The sequence below is a fragment of the Nostoc sp. DedVER02 genome (genome assembly GCF_034530675.2).
Lineage (GTDB): Bacteria > Cyanobacteriota > Cyanobacteriia > Cyanobacteriales > Nostocaceae > Nostoc.
In genome coordinates this window covers 1-20,174 of sequence record NZ_JAVRCP020000013.1, presented here as the reverse complement: position 1 = coordinate 20,174, position 20,174 = coordinate 1, and the positions used below count along the sequence as shown (strand labels likewise).

General features: G+C 40.6%; 15 protein-coding genes and 2 pseudogenes. 6 read left to right on the top strand and 11 right to left on the bottom strand.

Annotation, left to right across the window (positions count from 1 at the left end; genetic code table 11):
- Nucleotides 1-68: 68 nt before the first annotated feature.
- The gene (gene trmB / locus RMZ41_RS14800) at nucleotides 69-725 is read left to right on the top strand and encodes a tRNA (guanosine(46)-N7)-methyltransferase TrmB (RefSeq protein ID WP_322642246.1); all 657 of its coding nucleotides are present in this window, start codon (nucleotides 69-71) and stop codon (nucleotides 723-725) included.
- 76 nt (nucleotides 726-801) lie between these two features.
- Here the strand turns inward: trmB and RMZ41_RS14795 are convergent, their stop codons facing one another.
- The 7 genes and pseudogenes from RMZ41_RS14795 to ppsA all read right to left on the bottom strand — a co-directional run bounded on the left by RMZ41_RS14795 (nucleotide 802) and on the right by ppsA (nucleotide 10,165).
- Nucleotides 802-1,965 (bottom strand): hybrid sensor histidine kinase/response regulator, encoded by a 1,164-nt coding sequence (locus RMZ41_RS14795; RefSeq protein ID WP_322642247.1) that lies wholly within the window; start codon nucleotides 1,963-1,965, stop codon nucleotides 802-804.
- A gap of 158 nt (nucleotides 1,966-2,123) precedes the next feature.
- Nucleotides 2,124-2,570, bottom strand: a complete 447-nt coding sequence (locus RMZ41_RS14790) for a response regulator (protein WP_322642248.1) — start codon at nucleotides 2,568-2,570, stop codon at nucleotides 2,124-2,126.
- Nucleotides 2,518-4,821 carry an ATP-binding protein gene (locus tag RMZ41_RS14785; RefSeq protein WP_322642249.1) on the bottom strand — a complete coding sequence of 768 codons (2,304 nt, stop codon included), beginning with the start codon at nucleotides 4,819-4,821 and terminating at the stop codon, nucleotides 2,518-2,520. Before RMZ41_RS14785 ends, RMZ41_RS14790 begins: the two co-directional genes overlap by 53 nt.
- Nucleotides 4,822-5,224: 403 nt before the next feature.
- The gene (locus tag RMZ41_RS14780) at nucleotides 5,225-6,793 is read right to left on the bottom strand and encodes a dolichyl-phosphate-mannose--protein mannosyltransferase (protein ID WP_409875392.1); all 1,569 of its coding nucleotides are present in this window, start codon (nucleotides 6,791-6,793) and stop codon (nucleotides 5,225-5,227) included.
- Nucleotides 6,794-6,906: 113 nt separating this feature from the next.
- Nucleotides 6,907-7,266, bottom strand: coding sequence for a XisI protein (locus RMZ41_RS14775; RefSeq protein ID WP_322642250.1), 360 nt, complete (start codon nucleotides 7,264-7,266; stop codon nucleotides 6,907-6,909).
- Nucleotides 7,236-7,672 (bottom strand): annotated as a pseudogene (locus RMZ41_RS14770) (element excision factor XisH family protein). The gene RMZ41_RS14775 and the pseudogene RMZ41_RS14770 overlap by 31 nt, the downstream one beginning before the upstream one ends.
- A 12-nt stretch (nucleotides 7,673-7,684) precedes the next feature.
- Entirely contained in the window at nucleotides 7,685-10,165 is a 2,481-nt protein-coding gene (ppsA, locus tag RMZ41_RS14765) for a phosphoenolpyruvate synthase (protein ID WP_322642252.1), read from the bottom strand.
- A 185-nt stretch (nucleotides 10,166-10,350) separates the two neighbouring features.
- Between ppsA and RMZ41_RS14760 the strand changes: the two genes are divergently transcribed.
- Nucleotides 10,351-10,752 carry a hypothetical protein gene (locus RMZ41_RS14760; RefSeq protein ID WP_322642269.1) on the top strand — a complete coding sequence of 134 codons (402 nt, stop codon included), beginning with the start codon at nucleotides 10,351-10,353 and terminating at the stop codon, nucleotides 10,750-10,752.
- A gap of 303 nt (nucleotides 10,753-11,055) precedes the next feature.
- On the opposite strand, the gene RMZ41_RS14755 is transcribed toward RMZ41_RS14760, so the two are convergent.
- From RMZ41_RS14755 to RMZ41_RS14740, 4 genes are all read right to left on the bottom strand, one after another.
- The gene (locus RMZ41_RS14755; RefSeq protein WP_322642253.1) at nucleotides 11,056-11,790 is read right to left on the bottom strand and encodes a class I SAM-dependent methyltransferase; all 735 of its coding nucleotides are present in this window, start codon (nucleotides 11,788-11,790) and stop codon (nucleotides 11,056-11,058) included.
- 18 nt (nucleotides 11,791-11,808) lie between these two features.
- Nucleotides 11,809-12,069 (bottom strand): MerR family DNA-binding protein, encoded by a 261-nt coding sequence (locus tag RMZ41_RS14750; protein ID WP_322642270.1) that lies wholly within the window; start codon nucleotides 12,067-12,069, stop codon nucleotides 11,809-11,811.
- 31 nt (nucleotides 12,070-12,100) lie between these two features.
- Nucleotides 12,101-12,847 carry a hypothetical protein gene (locus RMZ41_RS14745; protein ID WP_322642254.1) on the bottom strand — a complete coding sequence of 249 codons (747 nt, stop codon included), beginning with the start codon at nucleotides 12,845-12,847 and terminating at the stop codon, nucleotides 12,101-12,103.
- Nucleotides 12,848-13,331: 484 nt separating this feature from the next.
- Nucleotides 13,332-15,260, bottom strand: coding sequence for an alpha-amylase family glycosyl hydrolase (locus RMZ41_RS14740; protein WP_322642255.1), 1,929 nt, complete (start codon nucleotides 15,258-15,260; stop codon nucleotides 13,332-13,334).
- Between the two features lie 230 nt (nucleotides 15,261-15,490).
- On the opposite strand from RMZ41_RS14740, the gene RMZ41_RS14735 reads away from it, so the two are divergent.
- The 4 genes and pseudogenes from RMZ41_RS14735 to RMZ41_RS14720 form a co-directional block, all read left to right on the top strand.
- The gene (locus RMZ41_RS14735; protein WP_322642256.1) at nucleotides 15,491-15,619 is read left to right on the top strand and encodes a hypothetical protein; all 129 of its coding nucleotides are present in this window, start codon (nucleotides 15,491-15,493) and stop codon (nucleotides 15,617-15,619) included.
- A 111-nt stretch (nucleotides 15,620-15,730) separates the two neighbouring features.
- The gene (locus RMZ41_RS14730) at nucleotides 15,731-16,780 is read left to right on the top strand and encodes a hypothetical protein (protein WP_322642257.1); all 1,050 of its coding nucleotides are present in this window, start codon (nucleotides 15,731-15,733) and stop codon (nucleotides 16,778-16,780) included.
- Between the two features lie 227 nt (nucleotides 16,781-17,007).
- A complete protein-coding gene (locus RMZ41_RS14725; RefSeq protein WP_322642258.1) occupies nucleotides 17,008-18,846 on the top strand; it encodes a protein kinase domain-containing protein in 1,839 nt (612 codons plus the stop codon).
- A gap of 461 nt (nucleotides 18,847-19,307) precedes the next feature.
- A pseudogene (locus tag RMZ41_RS14720) lies at nucleotides 19,308-20,174 on the top strand (haloacid dehalogenase-like hydrolase); the annotation flags it as partial.

Below are 20,174 nucleotides of genomic sequence, written 5' to 3'. Positions count from 1 at the left end.
CAAAGCCAACTGAGGGCGATCGCAGGACACCATAAAATATTTTGACGTATGTATAAGGAGAGAAAATTTTGGCAGCAGTCCGAGTCCGCCAACATGTTAATCCACTTGCTAAAAAGTATCAAACACCAGCAAGTCCCCAAGACTTGGGAAAAATTTATGCAAAGCCAAATCAACCACTACATTTAGATATTGGCTGCGCTAAGGGACAATTTTTGTTAAATATGGCCAAAATAGAACCTAACTGGAATTTTCTCGGCTTAGAAATTCGAGAACCTCTAGTGGTGGAGGCGAATAAGTTACGTTCTGAGTTAGGTTTCACAAATCTGCACTACTTATTTTGCAATGTGAATAATTCATTGCGATCGCTGTTATCTTCTCTCCCTCCAGGAACTTTACAGCGCGTTACAATTCAATTCCCCGATCCTTGGTTTAAAAGCCGCCATGCTAAACGCCGTGTAGTGCAACCAGAACTAGTGGAGGAGTTAGCTAGTTATTTGGCGGTTGGTGGGGTTGTGTTTGTGCAATCAGATATGGAATTTATCGCGGTAGAAATGCGCGATCGCTTTGCTGCTCATCCAGCCTATCAGAAAGTTGGCACTGAAGAATGGTTAGCAGAAAACCCGTTACCAGTCCCCACAGAACGGGAAATAGGTACACAAAAAAAGGGTGAACCTGTTTATCGGGCTTTGTTTGTCAGACGAGAAGTTGTGAATGAAGCGACTTGACAAGCAATTCCTTTGGGGAAACTTTGCTGTATCTTTTAAATATATAGAATTTAACCTTGATTACTTAGCTAGATGGTTAAACTTCTAGTAAAGGAAGGGTAACGGTAAAGGTTGTACCGACTCCAACTTGACTATTGACTACAATCTCGCCCTCGTGTGCATCAACACATTTTTTAACGATCGCTAGTCCTAAGCCAGTACCTGGAATCGTCCCAACATTGTCCGCGCGTCGGAAAGGCTGAAATAGTCGCTTTTGACCTTCTTTAGGAATACCAATTCCCCAATCTTGAATTCGGAAAATTACTGCTTTTTCTTGACCAATTAGTTCAAAGCGCACTATCCCACCTGGTAGTGAATACTTAATTGCATTGCTCAGTAAATTGCCCAAAATGTGCCGCAGCAAGCTTTCATCCCATAATGCCTCCTCTAATTTCCCACAACTGGCGAACACCAAAGTTAAATGCTTTTCATTTGCTATTAATCTAACTTCTTCGACCATTTGACGGCAAAAAGCTTCTAAATCTATGCAAATTAGTTCATACCCCATTCTGCCAGAATCAGCTTTTCCGATGAATGTAACTTCATCCAATAGCTTTGCCATATTTTTGATCGCCGAGCGAATCATTTGCAAATGATTCTGTTTTTTCTCTTTGGTCAATCTTTCATCCTGGTTTTGTAGCAATCCAGCAGCCAAGAGAATAGTATTTAGGGGATTGCGGATGTCATGAGAAAGCATTGAGACAAATTCAGATTTGAACTGGTTGAGTTCATTAGCTTTCACCAGTTCCGCAGTTCGTTCTTCAACCCGGGTTTGTAGCGTTTCATTGACCGTGCGTAATGATTCTAAAACCTGCTTGCGCTCGATCGCATAACGCAAAGAGCGAACCAACACATCTACGTTTACCTGTCGCTTGACTAGATAATCTTGTGCCCCCTGCCGTACTGCCTCAATTGCCAGTTCTTCGTCATTTGTATTGGTTAAGACAACAATCGGTATGCTTGGCGCTTGGCTAATCAAAGGAGGTAGAGATGACAATCCTTGGCTGTCAGGTAGAGTTAAATCTAATAAAATAACATCATAATTACATTGACTTAGTTCCTGGAGTGCTTCGCTCAATCGCGTCACATGAACCAGAGTAAACTCTTGGCATTGGGCTTGCGTCAGAAACTCTTGTAACAACCTAGCAGAAGCTAGGTTGTCTTCAATTAACAAAATTTTTACAGAGTAGCTCACAACCATAATCTTCGGGTTTCACCCCCTATTGCTCCTCTATCTTTTGAGTGCTGAGTACTGATAGCGTTAGCGGGGCGTTTAGCCCGTGCTGAGTTAGGAGTTAGGAGTGCTGAGTTAGAAGTTATTATTCTTCCCCTGCCCCCCTGCCCCCCTGCCCCCCTGCCTCACTCCGATGGTAGGGTTACAGTACAAAGCCAAAAATCCTCAATACTCTTGACAATTTGAAATAATTGGTTGAGGTTGCGGGATTTAGTGATGTAACAATTCACATGTAAATCATAGCTGTGAAAAATGTCATCCTCATTTTTCGAGGTTGTTAGTACAACAACTGGAATGCGTTTGAGTACTGGATCGGCTTTTATTTCCGCCAGCACTTCTCGACCATCTTTTTTTGGCAGGTTCAAATCCAGCAGAATCAGGTCAGGGCGAGGTGCATCGGCATATTCACCTTCTTGGCGTAAATATGCCATAGCATCTATACCATCCCTGACTGTTACTACTTGATAGGGCACTGAACTATTTTTTAATGCTTCTTGAATTAAGCGAATGTCAGCTTTATTATCCTCTACCAAAAAGATGGTTTTGTGTTTTTCTTCCGTTTCTACGCTCAAGTTCGCGTCCTCCAACTGGAATCGTAAAGTAGAAGGTTGCGCCCTGGCCCAGTTCTGACTCTACCCAGATTCGCCCCCGGTGACATTCGACAATCTTCTTACAGATGGCTAAACCCATCCCTGTACCAGTATATTCATCCCGTGTATGTAAACGCTGAAAGATTACGAATATGCGATCGCTAAATTGTGGATGAATGCCAATTCCATTATCCCGAACTGAGAACAACCAGGCATCTTCTGTCCTTTCTGCTCCCACATGAATTTGTGGCGGCTCATCGCTATGGAATTTAATGGCGTTACCGATGAGGTTTTGGAATAGCTGCATCAGTTGGGTGCTGTCAGCCATAACTATTGGTAAGGGATCGTGGGTGATAGTAGCGCCAGTTTCATTAATGCGTTGACGCAAATTGCCCAACCCACGATTGAAGGCTGTCTCGACCTCGGTCATTTGAAATGCGATCGCCTGCATATCCACTTTTGAGTATGCCAGTACGTCATCAATCAACGTCTGCATCAGGTTAACTCCCTGAACAGCGTAGCTAATAAACTCCTGAGCATCTTCGTCGAGTTCTTTGCTATATCGCATCTCCAACAACTGCACATAATTTACGACTTGATTGAGAGGTTCTTGCAAGTCATGGGAGGCGACGTAGGCAAACTTTTTCAAGTCGGCGTTAGAACGTTCTAAATCTTGCGCTAACTGGGCTAGTTCATCGGCTTGACGCAGCACAATATTAACAATTGCTTTCCGCAGTTCTAAAGCTGCTTTAACTTCGACCTCTTTCCAAGGTAAAGATGTTAAGCGAACTGTTTCTTTCCACAGTTCAAATGATTTGCGGGGACACAGACGGACATTTCCTTCTGTCTGGTTAACTTCAAAGGCTTTAGTCGGATCGCCACCCCAATTTACAGTTTGAATTACTTCCGGTCGGAACCACAAAACATAATTCCGCTTGGCGATGGGAATTGCTAACAAACCACTAGCGACATTTTTAAAACCTTCGGCATCTGGATAAATGTGTGGTAGAGAATCTGTGTAAAAGACTTCTTCTTCTACATTATTCTTAAGCCATTGGACTAAAAAGCTCAATTCTTCTTCTCTAGGCGTTTCACCAACTACCGTGCAATTTCCACCAAAACATACAGCGGCACCTTGAGCGCTAGCCAAATCTAAAAGATGCTGTGGGTTTTTAACTAAACCATCAATGAAGTTTTCTTCTTGAGACATCTGTTCAATCAATATTGATTGAAGGTGTGTCAGATTTATTCGGTGATAGTAGTCTTGGGTTTCTTCTCTGGCTGAAATTTCTGCAAATATTACTCGCCCCAAAAATTCGCAAGCTTTACGCAATTCATAAGAAACATGTTTAGGGGACTGATGATGACAAGCAATTAGACCCCAGAGCTTTTGGTCTTTAATTAAAGAAATAGTTAGCGAAGCTCCAACACCCATATTATGCAAGTACTCTGTATGGCAGGAGGCAGCACTTCTGAGAATAGAGTTGGTTAAATTAATCGGGCGATCGCTAATTGGATTATTGACAGGAAAAAGTTTTACTGGCTGAGAATAAGAATCCGGTATGATTCTGATGGAATTGGCAGCAAATAATTGTCTCGCTGGTTTGGGAATATCTGATTCTGGGTAGTGCAGCCCTAAATATGGTTCTAGACTTTCTAGTTTTTCTTCGGCGACAACGGAACCATGTCCATCATCATCGAATTTATATAGCATTACCCTGTCAAATTCCGTTATCTTCCGAACTTCTTGAACGATAACTTGACAAAAGTCACGGAGATTTGCTGTTTTTTCTAGCTGATTTATAGAAGCTCTAGCTAGATGATAAAAGCTTAAAAATGGAATATTTTCTTGAGTAATAGCAGGTTCTAATTCCAGAATTAAAACCCCTTCTGTATTCCGGTGAAATATTGCGTCAAATACTATGTAGTCATCACCTTTTTTTCGCACCCAAACTTTAGTGGGATTAATAAAATCAAGATTTTCCCCAGATAACCCTGTTTTAATTCTTTCTATTTGAAAGGGATCGAGTAAATCTTCTAATTTTTTGTGCAACATATTTTCGGGAGCAATTCCGAAAATCTTTAATGTGTTAGTGCTAACTTGTAATATTTTTAGCTCAGGCTCTTCCAATACTAACAGGACACCATGAGACTGAATTTGGCTAGAAATATGAATTGGTGCTTCTTTCAAGCTAATTACATTAATACCTGGGAATTGTAAGTTCATTTCCATGACGATCCTCCTGTGTTATCCGGGAGCATCAAAACTAGAGTATCTATAAATGGAAAATGATGAATAGAAAGTTTTTATACTTTTTTGTCCAGCATTTTTACTTAGTATCTAATTTCCCATGCCCTAATCTTGCGTTTTGCAGCCTTATTCTCATCTGCCTGCGCTTTGAAAAGTCTAACAGTAGCTAAAGTTACATGGCGATAAGAAATGTTAAACCCATGTGATTAAACATTTCTGTATATGTGTCGCTATGTTAAGAGTTAGGAGACGTGATTAATCACGTCTGTGCAAGAGTTAGGAGACGCGATTAATCACGTCTGTACAAGAGTTAGGAGACGCGATTAACCGCGTCTGTACAAGAGTTAGGAGTTATTTATTATTCCAATGCCCCATGCCTTCTTAATCAAATCCAAGAGTTGAACCACATTCGCAGCTTATAATCGTTCGGGGAGAGCGGTAAACCCAAATAAATGGGCATCCAGAAAATAAAAGCAGCGATAATGATAAAAGTAATGGTGACACCTACCGCTCGGAGTTGTTGATAATAACTGCGAAGACACTGATCGACAAACCAAGCGATCGCTAAAAATACAAATATTACTGCACACATATAATGGTATATGAAAACACACCTCGTCACCTCAACCCAAGGTGCTAAGTTAGCAGCATAATTTATAACTAAATACAAGGCAATCCAAGTATCAACACTAAGAGTTCCAGATACTAAAAAACGTTTTTCCTTAACCCAATAAATCGCAATTTTTGCTATCAGCATTCCTGCTAAAAACAACATGGCAGCAACACCAAACCACCACAAAAATGGATTACCCATTGCATGGACATCATAAATAACTTTTCCAGCACCAGCAGGTAAAGGTGGCCCCATTACAGGTAATGCTTCAGTGATACTTTCAGCTGTTTGATAATAATATGCCATTGGTCGAGTCATCAAAGGCCATTTATACCAGGCAGCACAATAAGGATGCACATCCGAGCTATTACCACCTAAGTGTAAATGAAATTTCAAAATTTGCTCATGTACTGCAATAAATCCATAAGTTTTATCTAGCTGAAGGTGGGGAATCCAGATAATGCTGTATATAAAAGCTGGGATAATTCCTAGATAAAATAATATCTGAAAAATATTTAGCTGAGTTAGGTTTTGTAGTGGTGACTCAGATAAGGGAGATGGTGAAAATGGTTGAGAATAAGTACTAACTCCTGAATTCTGACTCCTGAATTCTGACTCCTGAATTCTGACTCCTGAATTCTGACTTCTGAATTCTGCTTCCTGCAATGAGGGGGATGTAAAAAAGAGTTTGGAGTTAGCAAAAGAATACATTCCCTGAATTACCCAGGCTACTATCCAAATAAGATAAGCACCTGATAGAAACCATAAACCGTTCCATTTAGTACCAACTGATGCGCCAAAAGCAATGCCAGCAAAAACTAACCAAAATGAACGTCGCCGATTTTGGTTATCTAATGCCAATAATAAAAACCAGTGCCCTAATAAACCAAAAATGACGATATAAATATTACTTAAAGCATAACGAGATTCAACTAGAAAAATGCCATCACAAGCTGTAAATAAACCAGCAAGCAAAGCAAAGCTACGGCGATAACTCAACTGATAAGCGATCGCAGCTACAACTAAAGGGATAAAGGAGCCTGTAAGGGCATTGAACCAGCGATAAGTCCAGGGCGATCGCATTGAACCTGTCAACCCATTTACCGTATCGTGCCAAAAAGGAATATGACTGCCAATCCAAATGCCGATGCCGATCATATATTGACTTAGCGGCGGATGAGCATTAAAAAATGGCGTATGGGTAAGATAATTATTACCAAATTTGGCAAAGTAAACTTCATCAAATACCAGGGTATTGAATCGCTCCAGTCCCCAAAACCTCAAGGCAAGTGAGAAGATAAATATACCCAACATCCCAATTCGGAACCATTTTTTGGTTATTGGGTATTGGGCATTGGGCATGGGGGATGGGGCATTGGACATGGGATAATAATCAGCAGAATCTAGCGATCGCTATGTTACAGGCAGTTATCCAGAAGTTCAACTATGACGGGTTATGCGATCGCAAATTCTGAATTTTGCCGCAGTTCTTCAGATCGGAATCCCAACACAATCCGATTCTTTGGTATCCCTGCCTTTACTAATTCTGTTGCTATCCCCTCTTCAGTGCCATCACGTTGAATCCAAATTTTGCCATCAATAATATCAATGTGAATCAAACAGCCGTGAACGCGGCGCGTTGCAGTAGGAGAAAGTTCTGGCACCGGTTCTCGGCCAAGAATCATTACCAAATATCGATCCTGTTCTCGATCAAAGATAGTTTCATGCTGAATATTACCGTAAGAGTAAGGAATCTTTGTGTGTTCAGTAAGAATGCTGCAAATTAGCTGCCTGTATTGCTCCAAATTACCCATCGGACAATAACCTCCCGCTTTGGATTAAAAACGATTAGAGGAATTTTATAGTCTTCCAATATAAGTTTACCAAGCGGTTCTTCCTCAAAAATATCAGTAAAGACATCCTCATGAACAGCGATATACAAAACCCTATCTTGATAATTACGGCTCATAACAGCAAGGTAGGTAAAGTACTGACCAATCGCCTGTTCTAAGTCTGCTACTTCTGAGTCACCACTGAAGGTTTTGATTTCTACAGCAATCTTCTCTGTTCCTTTTTCTGCTATGAGCAACTTTTCGGCTGCCAAATCCACGTAAAGATCCTTTTTTCCCCACTTTAGATGAAAGGGATCGTCGTAACATTCCAGCCATCTTTAATTAGGGCATTCTTCAAGTTTTCGTGGTAACGATCTCTAACTGGCATAAATTACTCGAATTATGAATTACTACCCTCGACTTTTGCCACTTCCAGCATCGTCTTTAAAACCGAATCTGGATTTAGACTAATCGAGTCAATTCCCTGTTCAACCAAAAATTGAGCAAATTCTGGGTAATCGCTGGGTGCTTGCCCACAAATGCCGATTTTGCGATCGCATTTTTTCGCTGTTTCTATGACCATTTTCACCATTCGTTTGACAGCCGGACTGCGTTCATCAAACAATCGCGCTACCAATGCCGAATCCCTATCTATTCCTAGTGTCAATTGAGTTAAATCATTAGAACCAATGGAGAACCCATCAAATACCTCAGCAAATTCCTCAGCCAAAATAACATTACTGGGCAACTCACACATTACATAAACCTGCAAGTCGTTAACACCTTGCTTTAAACCATTTTTTGCCATCTCTGCCAAAACCAACCGCCCTTCATCGGGAGTACGACAAAAGGGAATCATCGGAATAACGTTCGTTAAACCCATATCTTCCCGTACCCGTTTGAGGGCATGACATTCTAAGGCAAAAGCTTCTCTGTAGCCTTCATCATAGTAACGTGCTGCTCCTCGCCAACCCAGCATAGGATTTTCTTCATGGGGTTCAAACTGTCGCCCACCTAATAAATTCGCATATTCATTACTTTTGAAATCTGACATTCGCACAATCACTGGTTTAGGATAAAATGCTGCGGCAATTCGACCTATGCCTTGAGCTAATTTATCTACAAAATATTGGGGTTTGTCATCATAAAGTGAGGTAATGTCAGCAATTTTGGCTTTCGCAAATTCATCTTTTAATAGTTCATAATGAATCAACGCCATTGGATGAATTTGAATTTGATTAGCAATGATAAATTCTGTCCGTGCTAAACCTACCCCATCATTAGGAATTGCCGATAAACTCAATGCTTCTTGGGGATTACCCACATTCATTAAAATTTTAGTATGGGTACGCGGTAAGTTCTCTAAAGGAACTTCTTCAACTTCAAAAGGTAATAAACCTGCATAAACTTTTCCCTCTTCTCCTTCAGCGCAAGAAATTGTTACCTCTTGACCAGGTTTTAAGATTTCTGTAGCATTACCACATCCCACGATCGCAGGTACACCTAATTCTCGCGCAATGATCGCCGCGTGACACGTTCTACCACCAGAATTAGTGACAATTGCACTAGCGCGTTTCATAATTGGTTCCCAATCGGGATCGGTTCTCTCTGTCACTAAAACTTCCCCGACTTGAAACTGTTCAAGTTTCTGAACATCTAAAATTAAGCGGGCTTTCCCTTGACTAATAGCTTCTCCAATTGCACTTCCTGTAACCAGGGGAATTGGGGATTGGGAAGATTTTTCCCCATTCCCTATTCCCCATTCCCTATTCCCCAATACCAACCGATAACTCCGCAATACATTTCCTGTCTTCTGTGACTGGACGGTTTCGGGACGCGCTTGCACAATAAAAAGTTGGTTAGTAATTCCATCTTTTGCCCACTCGATATCCATTGGAGTTAAAATGCCGTGGACTTGAGAATAATGATCTTCAATTAAACACGCCCAAGTTCCTAATTGTAAAATTTCTTCATCACTTAGGGCGAATTTGCCTCTTTCTCCAGCAGAAACAGACACATTTTTCGTAAATTTTGAACCGTCATCATAAATCATTTTCAGTTCTTTGCTACCCAATTTTTTATCGATAATTGGGCGAAAACCAGCTTTTAAAGTTGGCTTAAAAACATAATATTCATCGGGATTTACAGAACCTTGGACAACGTTTTCACCTAAACCATAAGCGGCTGTAATTAGTGCTGCGTCCTTAAATCCGGTTTCTGTATCAATGGAGAACATCACCCCAGAGGTTGCTAAGTCAGAACGCACCATTTTTTGCACGCCCACAGCCAGAGCAATGCTAAAGTGGTCAAATCCCTTGGTGTGGCGATAAGAAATGGCACGATCGGTAAATATGGAAGCAAAGCATTTGTGACAAGCTGCTAAAACTCCCTCAACACCAACAACGTTAAGATAAGTTTCTTGCTGTCCAGCAAAACTAGCATCAGGTAAATCTTCGGCGGTGGCGCTAGAACGGACTGCTACATCTGTCTCTGCATGGTATCGTTCGCAAAGGCTATGGTAGGCTGTGGCGATCGCCTCTCGCAATTCTACAGGAAATGGAGTGTGGATTAATAGCGATCGCGCTTTTTTCCCCCGTTCGCGTAAATTTTTGACATCCTCAACATCCAAGTCAGCAAAGAGTTTGCGTAGCTTTACTTCTAAACCTGCTGATTTGATGAAATGACGATAGGCGTAAGCAGTGGTGGCGAATCCGTTAGGGACGTTAATTCCTTTGGGCGTTAGCTGTTGAATCATTTCCCCCAATGAGGCATTTTTACCACCAACTAAGGGGATATCAGCAATGCCAACTTCATCAAACCACAAGATGAGCGATCGCTCTTGGGCAGATGGAGATAAAGTACTTTTAGATACTGTAGTCATAATTACCTTTTAAATTTATAATTTGTAAGTGCGTAACCGTTTGCATATCTTTCCCATATTCAATTTTAGATTTTTCATTCTGTCGTGTAACTTTAAATTTGGCGATTAAATACAAGGTTATAGTCAATAAAAATTAATAATTATTCAAGTTAATAGTTGTATTAAAATACTGGATGCAATCTAAAATGGCGCAACTAGAACGACTGTTAAAAATGGCAGAAGATGAGTTAACTGAGTACAGCACTGATGCCCGGAAAATGGAAAAACTACGTCGAAAAATAGGTTTATCAGTCTCGGCAGCTGAACAGCGACAAGTAAAAGAAGCATTATTAGCTAATAAACAATCTAATATAATTACTCAAATTGTGGAAGAACAAAGACAAACCGTAGCCTTACCATTTTGGGGAATTGCTGGATTAGGTTTGTTATTCGGAATTTCTTTAAATCAACCCTTCTTTTTATTAGCAGCGATAGTTGGTACTGTATCAGCTTATAGAATTCAAAAGTGGGGTTGGCAATTGCAGGCAAGGAGTCTATTGTTACAAACATTAGAAGATATTGAAGTGCGTATTGCTCAACCTAAATAGATATACTTTATAGATAAGTTATCTATGCATAATTGTATTTTAATATACATGCAAATCGATTAGCTACTTCATTGGCGCTTCCTAAGTACTTAATAATTCCTTTGGGATCACCATAACAAAAAAAATTAGATATTGGATTTAATTCAAATGCAATACAGTTCAGTTAAGCAATTTTTTCCTTCTCTTTCTTCTCTCTGCGTCCTCTGCGCCTTCTCTGCGAGACGCTGCGCGAAGGCGGTTCGTTAAAAAATTGACTTGATAACAGAGTTTTAGCCTTAACCCAAGCGTATTGGATTCAAATGTTTACGATCCTGGTTTGCGTGCAATAAATGCTACATTACTATTCGGCAGAGCATATTGACCATAACTGCGAGTTGTCTCAACTTGGAAACCAATGCTACAGAGTTCACTTGCAATAGCTGTTGCTTCGTATAACCGCACCTGGTGTACTTCGTCAGATCGTCTGTAGTGTTCTCCTATCTTACGGAAGCTGATAATTCGGCGAGTCAAAGTTTTTTGTTCTTGATCTTCTGACTTTTCAACTAGTACTACCCAGCCGTCTCCTTCAGTGAAACTCTTAGTTGTAGTACCTGGTGCAATTTGTCCTTTCTCAGCAATGTCGAAAATGAATAGACCCCCAGGAGTTAAAGCATTATATATGCGCTGGAAAAGCTGAACAAGATGGCGATCGCTATCTGGCTCAAACAGGTAGCTGATGCATTCACTTATAGACGTGACAGCATTGCATGGTGGAATATCTGTTTTAAATAATGAATCGATCCGAAATTCAGCATCCGGCACTCTTGTGCGGGCAATATTAATCATCGACTCAGAGATATCAACTCCGAGAACATGATAATGAGCCTTGGTGAGTTCTTGTGCCCATAATCCGCTACCGCAACCCAAATCAACCACTAGTCCATTATCTATTTTGTTTTGAGCGAGGATTTCTAAGATGCCAGGAGCAGATTTAAGAGCGAAATCACGGAAACCGTCATCATGAATAAATGCGAGGTCTTCTTTGTACCACTTATTCATATTGCTTATTAAGATTCTTTAAGATTGTGTATGAGAAAGTGGTTGGAAATCGCTGCTAGAATCAGCATTAACTTCGTACTTCAGCCCACTGAGTTTATTAGTTAGGTAAGTTTTAATCTTTATTAATTGTTGCATCTTTTCTGAAATTTCTTGAAGTTTACGCTCAACAATGCGTATTTGTTCAGTTTTAGGCATTGTGTTACTACCCCATTCGTCGAGTAAGTATTTAATCTCATTGAGCGTAAACCCCAATCCTTTACCTTGATTGATCGGTCCCAGGCGTTCTACCGTCTCTGTGCTAAATTCCTTATTATTGTCTCTTCACAGCAATTGTGTAGCTAGGTAGATGTGAGGCATCTGTTTGAGTTTTCACAAGTCGCCAATCATTATCTATATATAAATGCTCAAAAATTTGAGAACTTGCTAAGGATGTTTTTTGTAATTCCTGAGCATCATTTGTATCTATATTTTTTAATTCGAGGGCTTTAGGTAAATCAAATTTTGGTGAGTTAAGCTTGACTTTAGTATTAACTACATTAGTAAACCAGTTGTATACTGATTCTAAATTTAGAGGAATTTCTCTATTTTGGAAAGCCTGAAATCTATCGATGTTTTGAAGATACCATTTGCCATTTTGGACTCCATATTTTTGGATTAACATGAAATCATAAGCTGGTAAATTTGATTGATAATTCTGGGATAAAGACGGTTCTTTTCCCATTACGTAACGAGCTACGCTACCACAGTAACCATCATGCTGAAAAATTTGGAAAGACTGATCTTGTATTCTTTTTGGTAAACTTTCATGAAACGATATAGTAGACCAAATTGGTGTCCAAACACCCACTAAAAGCCGTAGTTGCTCTGTAACACTGAAAACAGGATTGTGTTGACTCAACTTTATAAAATAGGGAAGTAATTCAGTTTTGTAAAAATTTATCTCGGCATTTAAATCTTCTGAATTTCGACCTTGAACTCGTGCCAAAATTTCTTTTTTAAACTTTAGTTTTTTGGGAGCGCTTAATTGATTTTTCAGCAATAGTTCAAACATGACCATTTACCTTTTTCCCATTTTTTAAAATGATTTGATAAGAATTAAAAACTGGCGAGTATAGTACTCACAAAGGTATCACCTATTCTTTTATCCTGTACAAGGTAGAGCTTTATAGCTCATCATCTTGACAGTTGTTAGATATTTATGTGCTTGATACTATCTATTTTTACTGACAAGATGGTGTGATCCAGATCACTTTAAGCTAAAATATATATTTATCGAAGAAGCATTTAAAAATCAGGTATTAAATATATAGATATGTAGCAGCTACTCTTCGAATTCTCCAACGGAGTGTCTATAGAGTAGAAGAAACACTATTAATTCACAAAAAATAAAGTGCGAAGGAAAAAATTTTGCTCCTTCACACTTCATTGTTTATCTGAATGAAATTTATAACACAAGCCTTGGTGGTTAGGACATCAATAGATGATGAAACTTAGACACAAAAAGACTTTTCACCCAGTCCCCAGTTCCTTGCTATAAATTTCTACGATTCTCTTCCAGAAGCCCAGGTATCACGCCATTTCACAGTACCTTCTTTGGCAATCACCCAACGGCGGTTAACGAGATTTTCGCGCAGAGGCGATCGCCCTTCCCGCCACATGGCATATTTATAAGCAATCAGCTTACCAGCACTCTCATTAAAGGGAATCTCAGCAGACCAAGTATTGGTGTTGATGTACTCTAGCGGATATGCTTTACTGATATCCCAATTACCCAACTCTGGGCAATCTCCTGTCACCACGATGATTTCACCAGGTTGGGTCTGCACGCCATTAAGTTGTACGCGCACAATTGTTTGTGCTTTAATCCGTTCCCCAACGTGGCTGAAAACAAGTACTCCCCGTTCTTCTAATACTAGATTAAAAATCTTGCCGTCTTTGACTTCATACTTGTTGCGAGTCACCACGCAAGTATGTTCTCCATCTGGCAATTCTGTTTCTACTTCTGGTAAGGTGACTTCTCCTCCCCGGTTTAAAGCTACAAAACACAGGGAGTCACGATAGCGGCGTACATAACAGTAAATATCTGCTGTTAAGTATTTTTGCCAGTGGCTACCCATTGACACGGCTGGATTCAGTCGCCGTAAGCCAGATAGTAGCCTGATGCAACGATAAATTTCACTATCAGTATCCCAATTTTCCATCATCGGGCGGTTATAGGGATCATTACCGCCATCGGTGTCGTTATGCAGATATTGTTCTGTACCGTAATAGATGCAGGGAATACCGCGACAGGTCATAATTAAAGCGATCGCAACCTTTAGCATCGCTGGATCGGGATTCAGCGATTGGAAGCGGGACATATCATGGTTATCGATGAAGGTAACTAACTCTGTTGCCCCACTATAACGATAATCTTGATCAAAAATGTATTGAATTGTTTGGAATCCCATTTCTGAACCTTGCCCTAGTGCGGCTCGAATTGCTACACATAGCCCAAAGTCGAGAAGTGTCATGCCTGAGTGATTGGCAAATTCTACCGAGCGATCGTCATTAGGATTACTGTAAATCCATTCACCAAAAATAAATACATCTGGTTTGTGATTGCTCATCTCGCCAGTAAATTCTTGCCAAAACCAGATCGGCATGTGCTTAACAGTATCAACCCGCAGTGCATCCACACCCCGGTCTAGCCATTGTTTAATTGCTGACTTAATATACTGCCGATATTCTGTATTATTTTCATTGAAGGTTGCAAGACCCGCTAGTTCACAATTCTGTACTTGCCAATCGTCCTCCCAGTCTTGCACTTCACCATAGTGGTGATACCAATGATTCACATCATCATTGAAGTCAGCAATTTTTACCCCATCATCATATAATTCACCTTTACTACCGCTAGTATCAGGGCTGCTGTGGTTGCAGACAATATCAAGCACCAGCTTCATATTGCGCTTATGCAGTTCCGTAATTAACCGATCGAAGGTTGTATTTTTTTCTTCTTGGGTAGCATTTAAAGAAGGATTCTCTCCATCAGCAATATAGCGAGGATTAATCCGCTTAAAGTCTTTTGTCCAATAGCCATGTAACGCCGCATTGCCAACAAATAACTCTTCAACCTGCTCGAATAGTGGAGTTAGCCAAAGGGCTGTAACTCCCATATTTTTCAGATAATCTAATTTATCGATGACACCTTGCAAGTCACCACCCCAGTACTTACCCCAATCTTGTCTATTCGGATCGTACAGTTCTGAGTTTGCACCTTCGCTATTATCTGGATCGCCATCATAAAAGCGATCAACCACTAGAAAGTAAATGGTTTCTTGTCGAAATTCAATATCTCTGGTGTAAAGAAACTCTAAGTCAATCTCAGTTTCTGATGGTGGCGTTTCTACAATAGCGTTTACTTTTTCTTGTGGAGAATCAACTTTGTATTGATCTGGGGAAAACTGAGATGGAGGGGTTTCTACCATAAAAAAACTCAAAATTTTATATAATTCACGTTTGTAGAACTAACAGTACCAAAGTTTCGAGTATTGTGTGCTACTGCAAACATCGCTATTGTGACATCCTGCCGACGGTATAGGTATCTATCGCTAGCTAGTTTATAATTCTATCGATAGATATAATTCATCTGCTAGAGGATAAAAATAAAGGAATATAGCAGTTATTAATAGTCATTAGTCATTGGTCATTAGTCCCAATGACTAATGACTTCGATTTTTTTATGGCAATTCCAGAAAAGGATGGCGGAGCTAGAACCGAGTCTACGAGCGTAGCGAAGGCGGGAGCGCCTCAGAAGCCAAGCCTTGTTTTCGTGGCTGTGGGATGAATTAACTACCTATTCGTTAACTTTTTCTCTAGAAGATTCGCTCCATTGCTAAACTGACCATTGTCACTTTCAATCTGTTTTTACTATCAAGGATTAATTTAGGTAGCAATTATGACTAAATATGACAAGGTTTTTAACTCATCAAAGAGATCGGAGGAATCACTAAGTCCAGAGGAGGCGGTGGCAGCGATCGCAACTGTCACTGCGATCGCTGATTCAATAATTGAAGATGTAGATGCAGAAAGTTTAGCGGGTATCCTCTGGGAATTCGAGGTTTTCGAGGAATACTCAGAAGATGAAATTGCCGAGATAGTTGACAGACTCCTAGCCATTGCAGAAGCAGAGGGAATTGGGCCTTTGTTTAATACCGCCAAAGTATCTCTCTCAGATGAATTAGTTTTGGATGGTTTTGCAGCTGGGGTGATAGTGCTTTTAGACGATGAACTTGCGATCGCCAAACCAAAACAAGCCTACCTCAAAAAGCTACAAGCAGCCTTAGAACTGGAAGATGAAGAAGCAGAGGAAATCATTAAGGAGGTAATTGCAGCTTTTAAAGAAGCAGAAGAGGAAGAATATGCAGACGACGAAGATGAGACAGTAGTCATAGAAGATTTTAGCGAACAGACATATCAATCCCCTTTAGGTAATTTTACTGTACCAATTCCGGTCGATCCCCAACAGGGCGGGAGAATTCAAAGCCAGGAAGGAGTAGTTGGCTTTTCTGATGACATTGGGACTTTGTTGAGGATCGATTATTATCCTTTCCCTTTAGAACAGTTAGAAGAACTGGAAGCTGTTGGACAAGAAGAATATTTACAAACAATTTTAGTAGACAAGTATGTACCACAGGCGATTTTTGCCAATGTACCAGAGGCTTCTGTGGAGTATACCGAATATCTAGAAAATACCTTGCGAGGCGCTTACTATGTGTTAATTGATATGCCCAAAGGTTCAACGATTTCTAAGCAAGAAAATAATGGAACTGCAATCAGATTAGATGCATACCGAGGGCTGCTCACTTTTATTAGTGGTGAATTTTTGTACATAGTTAGTAGTCAGCACAGCTTTTTGGACGGCGAAACTCCCGACTCCCTTGAAGAAGAAGCTGAAGACATTAAGGAGAGTATTTTAGAGTTTGTGGAGACTATAGAGTTTACTTAAGACATTTCCGTGAGTTTCAAACGAAATTGGCGGTCAGAAACCGCGTCTACACTACCGAAATCCACCTTCGTAGTTTAAATTTTTGATTCGAGGAGGTTGCCTTTGCCTGTGTAGACGCTAATTCCCTTCGCCCTAGCTTTGCCTATGTGATGTACATTTGGAAAGGGCGATGTCTGACGACAAGCCCAGAGGCGGAGTGTCTCCGATGTCTACGCTTGTGATTTTTCATGACAATAACCCTGCTAAACAATCGCTATCAAGTTATCCAAGTAATCGGCGCTGGTGGTTTTGGCGAAACCTTTCTGGCAGAAGATGTCCATTTACCTTCTCGCCGTCGTTGTGTAATCAAGCAACTCAAACCGATCACTAATAACGATCCGCAAAATTACCAACTGATCCAACAACGGTTTGAACGGGAAGCCTCAACATTAGAATATTTGGGTGAAAGTAGTAACCAAATTCCTAAACTCTATGCCTACTTTTCTGAGAACGGGCAATTTTACCTTGTCCAAGAATGGATTCACGGCCAGACTCTGACGAAAATTGTCGAAGCCAAAGGATTTGAGAGTGAAACTGCTGTTCGGCAAATTCTCTTGAGTCTGCTTCCAGTGTTAGATTATATCCACAGTAAAGGGATTATTCACCGAGATATCAAGCCAGATAACATTATTCTCCGTGCTGTTGATAACAAGCCAGTTTTGATTGATTTTGGCGCAGTCAAAGAAACAATCCGTTCCGTGGTTAACTCTTCAGCATACCCCACGCGATCGCTCGTTATTGGTACGCCGGGATATATGCCTAGCGAACAAGCCGTAGGCCGCCCAGTCTACAGCACTGATATCTACAGCTTAGGCTTGACGGCGATTTATCTGCTGACTGGCAAACACCCGCAAGAATTACTAACCGATCTCAAAACAGGGGAAATACTTTGGCAGCAGCACGCCCCTAATGTCTCTTCTCAATTAGCGACGGTACTTAATCAGGCAATCAAACCTCATGCTGGCGATCGCTACAGCACCGCTAGTAAAATGTTATACGCCTTGCAGTCTCCTAGCAATATTCTTCCTGAGTTAGGTGCAAAGACTTCCACAGTCAATTTTTCTCCCACTGTTGCATCAACTCGGCAAACGCAGCCATTATATTCCCCGCAAAAAAATTCTGTAATTTCACCAGGGTCTTCAACTCCTGGAAACTGGCAAAAACCAACTGTGATTATTGGTAGTTTGCTGATAGGTGGCTTAATTGGTGCAGTAGTAATTCCTAACATCATTCGTCAGCAACAACCAGAAACAACCATTGTCACAAGTCGCACCCCATCGCTAGAATCTTTGCCCACTCCAGAATCTCCAGAATCGCCCGTTTCTTCCCAAACTTCTCCAATCCCAGTTGTACCAACCTCACGACCACGACGGCGAATTATTCCCGATTCTTTACCAACCTTTAATCCCCCAGTTATATCCACGCCACAGCCAGAAAAAGAACCTGTCACTTCAGATACTCCAGCGCCAGAAGTGCGTTTTACACCACAGCCAGAACCAGAGAGTGTTGCAGTTCCCACACTAGAAGCACCTTCTACACCACAAAAGAAGGAGCAGCCGCCTAGTAAAGTAGCTGTAACTACCAGCAGCCAAAGCATTCCCGCCTTTCCTACAGGTACGTCAAGAAGTGCCGTAGAAGCTACCCTCGGCAAACCAAATCAAGATTTAAGAGGCGCGTGGGGCAATACCCGTGCTGTTGTTTACAAACTAGTGCCAAACAAAATTGATCTTGGTTACTTATTCGATCGTAATTCTAAAGTCCTGCGTCAAACTGAGGTATCTTTTGCCCAATCGGTAGACCCGCAGCTGATGGAAGCTACTTTGAATGGAATGTTAGATGGGCAAGCCACTGAAAAAATTAAGCAGGGACTGAAACAAGTACAGCAAGGTCAGTCTGATAATTTTAGTTTTAAGAATGGCTCAGTGAAGGGTCAGATTATCCGCCAAGAATGTAATTTTATTTACATTAGCATTTGGGATGAAAATTTGCATGATTTTGTAAGTCCATCGACAGCTAAACAGTGTTAATCTACTGTAAGAGCTACTAGTACGGCTTTGCTTAATTCGCAATTTTAATTCCTAATTAACGCGATGTGCAACTTCTTCTTAAAACCCTGATTCCATACCTCTCCTCGTTGGCATTAGTCTATCGTTAGGCAAGCAGAGAGAGAGCTTTGAATCTTACTCTTTTTCCCTACCAGGAAAGGAGTCGGGGGTTAAGTTTGAGGAAAAGTTGCACACCGCATTAATTAGCATTGTGTAAGGGTTTTAGATATTTCAGAAGGTAGTTTATTTACGCCGTGCTGCACTAAGAAAAACACACGTTGAAGGAAATAATTACAGCTGGAGAGAGAATTCAGAATATACCACTTGAAAGTTGTCGAGGACTCAACTTTCAAGAAAATGGCTATCTGATTTAGCGTTCAGGTTTAGAACTGTCCCCACGTATAAAATGATAATTCTGTAATCAGACTATTAGGCTTATATTAATGAATACATTAAGCTATGATACCTCTGTGCGCGAAGTAATAAGCATCATTGACAGAACTCCAGATGATAGCACACCGATTATAGTAGATTTAGATGAGACTCTCTTTCTTCGCAATTCAACACAAGAGTATCTCGATACATTAAGACCGCGCATACTTGGATACTTATTGCTCACATTGCTGAATTTTCTTAAACCGTGGAGTTTTTTACCAGGAAAAATCAAAGGAGAAGTTTCACGAGATTGGGTGAAGGTTTTTGTGGCAACCTTGCTTTTTCCCTGGACTGTCATTTTGTGGCGATGGCGAGCTAAAGAGTTAGCTCAAGTTTATGGAAACGCTATTCTGATCGATGCATTCACTAAAAATGCAAATTTGCGTGTAATAGTTGCTACTCAAGGGTTTAATTTTATTGTTCGTTCCCTGTGTAAACACTTCCCCATAGAACTTGATAGCGTAATAGCTTGTCGATTTTGGCAAGGAGCTATAGATAGAGAAAAAGGAAAATACTCGTTAGTGTCAGCATTATTGACTAAAGATGAAGTTAACCGTGCGATCGCAATCACGGATTCAACCGACGATAATCTGTTACTTGCGTCTGTGGCAATTCCATGCTTAGTTATTTGGCCGGAAGCAAAGTATGTTTCGGCTATGGCTAATACTTATATTCCGTTCTTGTATCTAGAGCGAGCGAAGCGACCAGGTGAGCAATATTTTCTCAGAAAGATAGTATACGATGATTTTTTAATCTTAATACTAGGTTTGAGTTGGGTGAATAACCAACCTCTTATTCGGGAGCATCCAGTTTTGGAAGATTTACCATTTATGGGAAAATGTAAAGGGAAAGAACCCTGTGCGATCGCTGACAAT

What these genes read in the sequence shown, in the direction of transcription:
- RMZ41_RS14795 (WP_322642247.1), bottom strand. Translation starts at nt 1,965, where the DNA reads ATGGTTGTGAGCTACTCTGTAAAAATTTTGTTAATTGAAGACAACCTA.
- RMZ41_RS14785 (WP_322642249.1), bottom strand. Translation starts at nt 4,821, where the DNA reads ATGGAAATGAACTTACAATTCCCAGGTATTAATGTAATTAGCTTGAAA.
- RMZ41_RS14775 (WP_322642250.1), bottom strand. Translation starts at nt 7,266, where the DNA reads ATGGGTAATTTGGAGCAATACAGGCAGCTAATTTGCAGCATTCTTACT.
- ppsA (WP_322642252.1), bottom strand. Translation starts at nt 10,165, where the DNA reads ATGACTACAGTATCTAAAAGTACTTTATCTCCATCTGCCCAAGAGCGA.
- RMZ41_RS14760 (WP_322642269.1), top strand. Translation starts at nt 10,351, where the DNA reads ATGGCGCAACTAGAACGACTGTTAAAAATGGCAGAAGATGAGTTAACT.
- RMZ41_RS14755 (WP_322642253.1), bottom strand. Translation starts at nt 11,790, where the DNA reads ATGAATAAGTGGTACAAAGAAGACCTCGCATTTATTCATGATGACGGT.
- RMZ41_RS14745 (WP_322642254.1), bottom strand. Translation starts at nt 12,847, where the DNA reads ATGGTCATGTTTGAACTATTGCTGAAAAATCAATTAAGCGCTCCCAAA.
- RMZ41_RS14740 (WP_322642255.1), bottom strand. Translation starts at nt 15,260, where the DNA reads ATGGTAGAAACCCCTCCATCTCAGTTTTCCCCAGATCAATACAAAGTT.
- RMZ41_RS14735 (WP_322642256.1), top strand. Translation starts at nt 15,491, where the DNA reads ATGACTAATGACTTCGATTTTTTTATGGCAATTCCAGAAAAGGATGGC.
- RMZ41_RS14730 (WP_322642257.1), top strand. Translation starts at nt 15,731, where the DNA reads ATGACTAAATATGACAAGGTTTTTAACTCATCAAAGAGATCGGAGGAA.
- RMZ41_RS14725 (WP_322642258.1), top strand. Translation starts at nt 17,008, where the DNA reads ATGACAATAACCCTGCTAAACAATCGCTATCAAGTTATCCAAGTAATC.